The organism is Enterobacter sp. PL_is511 (genome assembly GCF_055816065.1).
The window spans coordinates 1-6,187 of the sequence record NZ_JBVPGP010000007.1; the positions used below are offsets into that span (position 1 = coordinate 1).

Genomic DNA, 6,187 nt, shown 5'->3' on the forward strand with positions numbered 1-6,187 from the left:
TATGCGCCCCGTTCACACGATTCCTCTGTAGTTCAGTCGGTAGAACGGCGGACTGTTAATCCGTATGTCACTGGTTCGAGTCCAGTCAGAGGAGCCAAATTTGAAAAGCCTGCTTTTAAAGCAGGCTTTTTGCTTTTCTGCACAAGGTAAATGCAAAACGGCAACCTTGTTGCCGTTTTTAGTGTGTGCACCCTCTCCCGTGGGAGAGGGCACCAGCCCGCACAATCCCCTTACATGCCTACCTTAACCGGCATCCCTGACCGCCGTTCCAGTTCGGCTCCCGCCCCCTCGTTTATCAACTGCGTCCGCTGCGCGGCTGACATTGGCAGAGGCACTTTCCGGGTCGATTCAAACTCCGCGCGGTTACGTGATAATGGCTCGTGAACTTCCACCCAGCGGCTGCCGTCCGGCTCCGTGGTGACTTTAACGGGCCGATCGATAAGCTGCACGCGGGTTCCGACGGGAACATGATCGAAAAGGTATTTGATGTCGTTATTACGCAGGCGAATACAGCCCTGGCTCACCCGCAGCCCGATGCCAAAATTCGAGTTTGTGCCGTGAATAGCATAGAGCCTGCCAATATAGATGGCATACAGCCCCATCGGGTTATCCGGCCCGGCGGGCACGAATGCCGGAAGCGTTTTCCCTTCTGCCGCATAGGCACGGCGCGTATTCGGCGTCGGAGACCAGGTTGGCCCCACCTGCTTACGCTCAACGGCCGTCACCCAGTTACGCGGGGTTTCGCGCCCGGCCTGGCCGATGCCAATGGGCAGCACTTCAACGGTATTGCTGCCGGGTGGATAATAGTAGAGGCGCATTTCCGCCACGTTAACGACAATCCCCTCGCGAACGGTGTCGGGCAAAATCAGCTGCTGGGGGATCACCAGCCGGGTGCCAGATTTGGGTAAAAAAGGATCCACCCCCGGGTTCGCTTCCAGCATATTGCTTAGCCCCTGCCCGTACTGCGCGGCAAAGGCCTCAAGCGGTAATGTATTATGATCCGGCACGGTAATGACCTGCGAACTCCCTACCAGACGGCTGCCCGCCGGCGGTAAAGGATAGCTCACCGCCTGCACGCTCTGGCTGATAAGTAATGCAGCAAGACAGCCCAACGCCTCTTTACGACACATCTTCCCTTCCTCAGTCGCTTCGCTCTTTATTAAGCATAGCGTAGCCATTTTGCATTACCCATCAGGAAATAAAATCAGTTTGCACAGGCCCCCTGTCGCGGTAGTCTCATAGATTCCGTTTATATGACGGGCGCAATGTGAGTGACCTTTTCTTATACCAATAATTAAAAATAAGTGCAGACAGGACAACTATGGACTCCACCCTCATCTCCGATCGTCCCAACGAGGAGACCCCTTCGCTCAATCGTGCCCGCCGCGCCGCACTTGGCAGCTTCGCGGGTGCCGTCGTCGACTGGTATGATTTTCTGCTTTACGGCATTACCGCCGCGCTGGTGTTCAACCGCGAGTTTTTTCCCCAGGTCAGCCCCGCGATGGGCACGCTCGCCGCGTTTGCCACCTTCGGCGTCGGCTTTCTGTTTCGCCCGCTGGGCGGGGTGATCTTCGGCCACTTCGGCGACCGCCTTGGCCGCAAGCGCATGCTGATGCTCACCGTCTGGATGATGGGGATCGCCACCGCGCTGATTGGCATACTCCCGTCGTTTTCCGCCATTGGCTGGTGGGCCCCAGTGTTGCTGGTGACATTACGCGCCATTCAGGGCTTCGCCGTGGGTGGCGAATGGGGCGGCGCGGCGCTGTTATCCGTTGAGAGCGCGCCAAAAAACAAGAAAGCGTTTTACAGCAGCGGCGTGCAGGTCGGGTACGGCGTAGGGCTGCTGCTTTCCACAGGGCTGGTATCGTTAATCAGCCAGCTCACTACCGACGAGCAGTTCCTGAGCTGGGGCTGGCGCATTCCGTTCATCTTCAGCATCGTGCTGGTCATCGCCGCGCTGTGGATCCGTAACGGAATGGAGGAGTCGGCAGAGTTCGAAAAGCAGCAGGAAAAACCGGCCGTCAAAAAGCGGCTGCCGGTGATGGAAGCCCTGATTCGGCACCCTGGCGCTTTTCTGAAAATTATCGCCCTGCGCCTGTGCGAGCTGCTGACGATGTATATCGTCACCGCCTTTGCCCTGAACTATTCGACGCAGAATCTCGGCCTGCCGCGCGAGCTGTTCCTGAATATCGGCCTGCTGGTCGGCGGGATCAGCTGCCTGACGATACCCTGCTTCGCCTGGCTGGCGGACCGGTTTGGCCGCCGTCGCGTCTACATCACCGGCGCGCTGATTGGGAGCCTCAGCGCCTGGCCATTCTTTATGGCGCTGGAGGCGCAGTCGATCTTCTGGATTGTCTTCTTTGCCATCATGCTCGCGAACATCGCTCACGATATGGTGGTGTGCGTTCAGCAGCCGATGTTTACCGAACTGTTCGGCGCCAGCTACCGCTACAGCGGCGCGGGCGTGGGTTACCAGGTCGCAAGCGTGGTCGGCGGCGGGTTTACGCCGTTTATTGCCGCCGCGCTGGTGACCTTCTCGGGCGGCAACTGGCACAGCGTGGCGATTTATCTGCTGGCCGGCTGCCTGCTGTCGGCGGCAACGGCGCTACTGATGAAAGAGACGAGCCACCGCTGATCTCACTTTTGTTTCACAGGCGTGTGACATACTATCGGGTAGAGTCGCACACCTGTGGAACAAGGAGACAGAGATGAATAATAAGGGCTCCAGCCTGACCCCGGCTCAGGCGCTGGAAAAACTCGACGCGCTGTACGAACAGTCCGTCAACGCGCTGCGCGGCGCCATCAGCGAATATATTGAAACAGGGAAACTTCCCGACGAAAAGGCCAGAACCGAGGGCCTTTTTGTTTATCCATCGCTCTCTGTGACCTGGGACGGCAGCGCCAGCACGACACCGAAAACCCGCGCCTACGCCCGTTTTACCCACTCCGGCTGCTACAGTACCACCGTTACCCGCCCTGCACTGTTCCGCCCGTACCTCGAAGAACAGCTGACGCTGCTGTATCAGGATTACGGCGCGCACATTCACGTTGAGCCCTCGCAGCATGAAATCCCTTATCCGTACGTGATAGACGGCTCGGCGCTAACGCTGGATCGCTCAATGAGCGCGGGTCTGACCCGCCACTTCCCGACGACGGAGCTTTCACAGATTGGCGATGAGACGGCCGATGGGATCTATCACCCGGCAGAATTTTCTCCCCTGTCGCACTTTGATGCCCGCCGGGTCGATTTCTCCCTGGCGCGTCTGCGCCACTACACCGGCACGCCCGTCGAACATTTCCAGCCGTTCGTCCTCTTTACCAACTACACCCGCTACGTTGACGAGTTTGTCCGCTGGGGCTGCAGCCAGATCCTCGACCCGGAAAGCCCGTACATCGCGCTGTCCTGCGCGGGCGGGATCTGGATCACCGCGGAGACCGAAGCGCCCGAGCAGGCCATTTCCGACCTGGCGTGGAAAAAGCACCAGATGCCCGCCTGGCACCTGATCACCGCCGACGGCCAGGGCATTACGCTGATTAACATCGGCGTGGGCCCGTCAAATGCCAAAACCATCTGCGACCATCTGGCGGTGCTGCGTCCGGACGTGTGGCTGATGATCGGCCACTGCGGCGGCCTGCGTGAAAGCCAGCTGATTGGCGACTACGTGCTCGCCCACGCCTATCTGCGTGATGACCACGTGCTGGATGCGGTGCTGCCGCCGGATATCCCAATCCCGAGCATCGCGGAGGTACAGCGCGCGCTGTATGACGCGACCAAAGAGGTCAGCGGCATGCCGGGTGAAGAAGTTAAGCAGCGCCTGCGCACCGGTACGGTCGTCACGACGGATGACCGCAACTGGGAGCTGCGTTACTCCGCCTCCGCGCTGCGGTTCAACCTGAGCCGCGCGGTGGCAATTGATATGGAGAGCGCCACCATCGCCGCGCAGGGGTATCGCTTCCGCGTTCCCTACGGCACCCTGCTGTGCGTCTCAGATAAGCCGCTGCACGGCGAAATTAAGCTGCCGGGGCAGGCCAACCGCTTCTATGAGGGGGCTATCTCAGAGCATCTGCAGATTGGTATTCGCGCCATTGACCTGCTGCGGGCGGAAGGTGACAGGCTCCATTCCCGCAAGCTGCGCACCTTCAACGAGCCGCCGTTCCGCTAATAACGATAAGGAATAACCATGTCCAGCACATCTCCGCTCTCTGCCCTGCGCCACTGGCTCGAGGCCAGCCATCTCGACGGGATGATCGTCCCGCGTGCGGATGCCTGGCAGAGCGAATACTGCGCGCCATACGACGAAAAGCTGGCCTGGCTGACGGGCTTTGACGGTTCGGCCGGCGTGGCGCTGGTGCTGAAAAACAAAGCGCTGCTGTTCGTCGACGGGCGCTATCAGGTTCAGGCTCGCGTTCAGGTCAATACGGATGAGGTTGAGATCCACCATCTGCACAACGAGCCGCTGGCAGAATGGCTGGCGGAAAACGTGGAGGCCGGGACGCGCATCGGTTTTGATCCGCTGCTGATGACCAACTCGGAGTTTGAGCAACTGTCTGCCACGCCGTGCGAGCTGGTTCCTCTCAAGGCCTCGCCGTTTGACGCCCTATGGACTGACCGCCCTGCCGCACCAGCGGGGCTTATCCGGGAAATGCCGGTTGAACACAGCGGTGAAAGCAGCACTGATAAACGTCAGCGCGTCGCCGCCGTGCTGGCTGCAAGCAATGCCGATTATCTCGCCGTTACCCTGCCGGATAACATTGCCTGGCTGCTGAACGTGCGTGGCGCGGATATCCCTTACAGCCCGGTACCGCTCTCCTTTGCTCTTCTGGGTCGTGACGGTCGCGTTGAGTGGTTTGTCAACGACAATAAGCTCAGCGCCCTGCCAGCAGAGGTGCGCAATGCGTTTACCATTGCGCCGCAGGACGCTTTTATCGAACGCTGTCAGCAGATTGCTGCGGGCAAACGGGTGATGATTGATGCCGATTCCGCGCCGGTGGCTCTGCGCTTCGCCATTGAGCCACGGGGAGAAATTGTCTGGCGGACTGACCCCATCACCCTGATAAAGGCCACCAAAAACCCGGTCGAGCTGGCAGGTTATCGCGAGTGTCATCACCAGGACGGTGCCGCCTGGGTCAACTTCCTGGCCTGGCTGAGCCGCGAAGTGCCGCTGCGCGAGGCGGCAGGGAATCCGCTAACAGAGCTGGAGGTTCAGGCGCAGCAGCTTGCGTTCCGTCAACAGCAGCCTGGGTTCATCGAGCAGAGTTTTGCAACCATCTCCGCCTCTTCGAGCAATGCAGCGATGTGCCACTATCATTCGAGCGAGGCCAGCAACAAGCCCATCGGTCATGATCATTTTTACCTGAACGATTCTGGCGGCCAGTATGTGAATGGCACCACCGACGCCACGCGCACGCTGGCATGGGGTAAGGTCGATCCGCAGCAGCGACTGCACTACACCGCCGTGCTGAGAGGCTTCCTGTCGCTGATTACCCTGCAGTTCCCTTCCGGGACTCAGGGGCATCAGCTGGATGCCTTCGCGCGTCGTCCGCTGTGGGAGATGGGGCTGGATTACGATCACGGCACGGGGCATGGCGTCGGCCATCAGCTTCTTATCCATGAGAACCCACATCGCATCGCCAAAAAGGTCAACCCGTGGCCGCTGGTGGCGGGCAATATAATGACGATTGAACCGGGCTACTATCTGGGCGACAGCCACGGTATTCGTATTGAAAACCAGGTGGAAATTGTGGAGAGCCGTCCGGGGTTCTGCAGGTTTGCCTCGCTGACGCTGATCCCGATCGACTTAAGTCAGGTTGAGCTGCATCTGTTGAGCGATCAGGAAAAGCAGTGGCTGGATGCGTATCACCAGCAGGTACGTGAGGCGCTGTCACCTCTGGTGAACAGCGATGCGCGTCCGTGGCTGGTAGAGGCGACGGCGCCGATTAGTTTGTAATTTCGTGCGGTCTGGTGCCCTCACCCCAACCCTCTCCCACGGGAGAGGGTGCACACACTAAAAACGGCAACAAGGTTGCCGTTTTGCATTTACCTTGCGCAGAAAAGCAAAAAGCCTGCTTTAAAAGCAGGCTTTTCAAATTTGGCTCCTCTGACTGGACTCGAACCAGTGACATACGGATTAACAGTCCGCCGTTCTACCGACTGAACTACAGAGGAATCGTGTGAACGGGGCGCATA

4 protein-coding genes and 2 tRNA genes are annotated in these 6,187 nt (G+C 59.2%); 4 read left to right on the forward strand and 2 right to left on the reverse strand.

Annotated elements, in window-relative coordinates:
• Positions 1-21 precede the first annotated feature (21 nt).
• A tRNA-Asn gene (locus tag AC0TN7_RS00115) sits at positions 22-97 on the forward strand.
• A gap of 133 nt (positions 98-230) precedes the next feature.
• Here the strand turns inward: AC0TN7_RS00115 and ldtA are convergent.
• Complete coding sequence (gene ldtA, locus AC0TN7_RS00120; protein ID WP_090419661.1) at positions 231-1,130, reverse strand: L,D-transpeptidase; 900 nt, start codon at positions 1,128-1,130, stop codon at positions 231-233.
• A gap of 191 nt (positions 1,131-1,321) precedes the next feature.
• On the opposite strand from ldtA, the gene shiA reads away from it, so the two are divergent.
• From shiA to AC0TN7_RS00135, 3 genes are all read left to right on the forward strand, one after another.
• Positions 1,322-2,635: a shikimate transporter gene (gene shiA / locus AC0TN7_RS00125; RefSeq protein ID WP_048992409.1), complete on the forward strand. Its 1,314-nt coding sequence runs from the start codon at positions 1,322-1,324 to the stop codon at positions 2,633-2,635.
• A gap of 73 nt (positions 2,636-2,708) precedes the next feature.
• Positions 2,709-4,163 carry an AMP nucleosidase gene (locus tag AC0TN7_RS00130; protein WP_157189415.1) on the forward strand — a complete coding sequence of 485 codons (1,455 nt, stop codon included), beginning with the start codon at positions 2,709-2,711 and terminating at the stop codon, positions 4,161-4,163.
• Between the two features lie 18 nt (positions 4,164-4,181).
• Complete coding sequence (locus AC0TN7_RS00135) at positions 4,182-5,948, forward strand: aminopeptidase P family protein (protein WP_024908064.1); 1,767 nt, start codon at positions 4,182-4,184, stop codon at positions 5,946-5,948.
• Positions 5,949-6,090: 142 nt separating this feature from the next.
• On the opposite strand, the gene AC0TN7_RS00140 is transcribed toward AC0TN7_RS00135, so the two are convergent.
• A tRNA-Asn gene (locus AC0TN7_RS00140) sits at positions 6,091-6,166 on the reverse strand.
• Between the last annotated feature and the right edge of the window lie 21 nt (positions 6,167-6,187).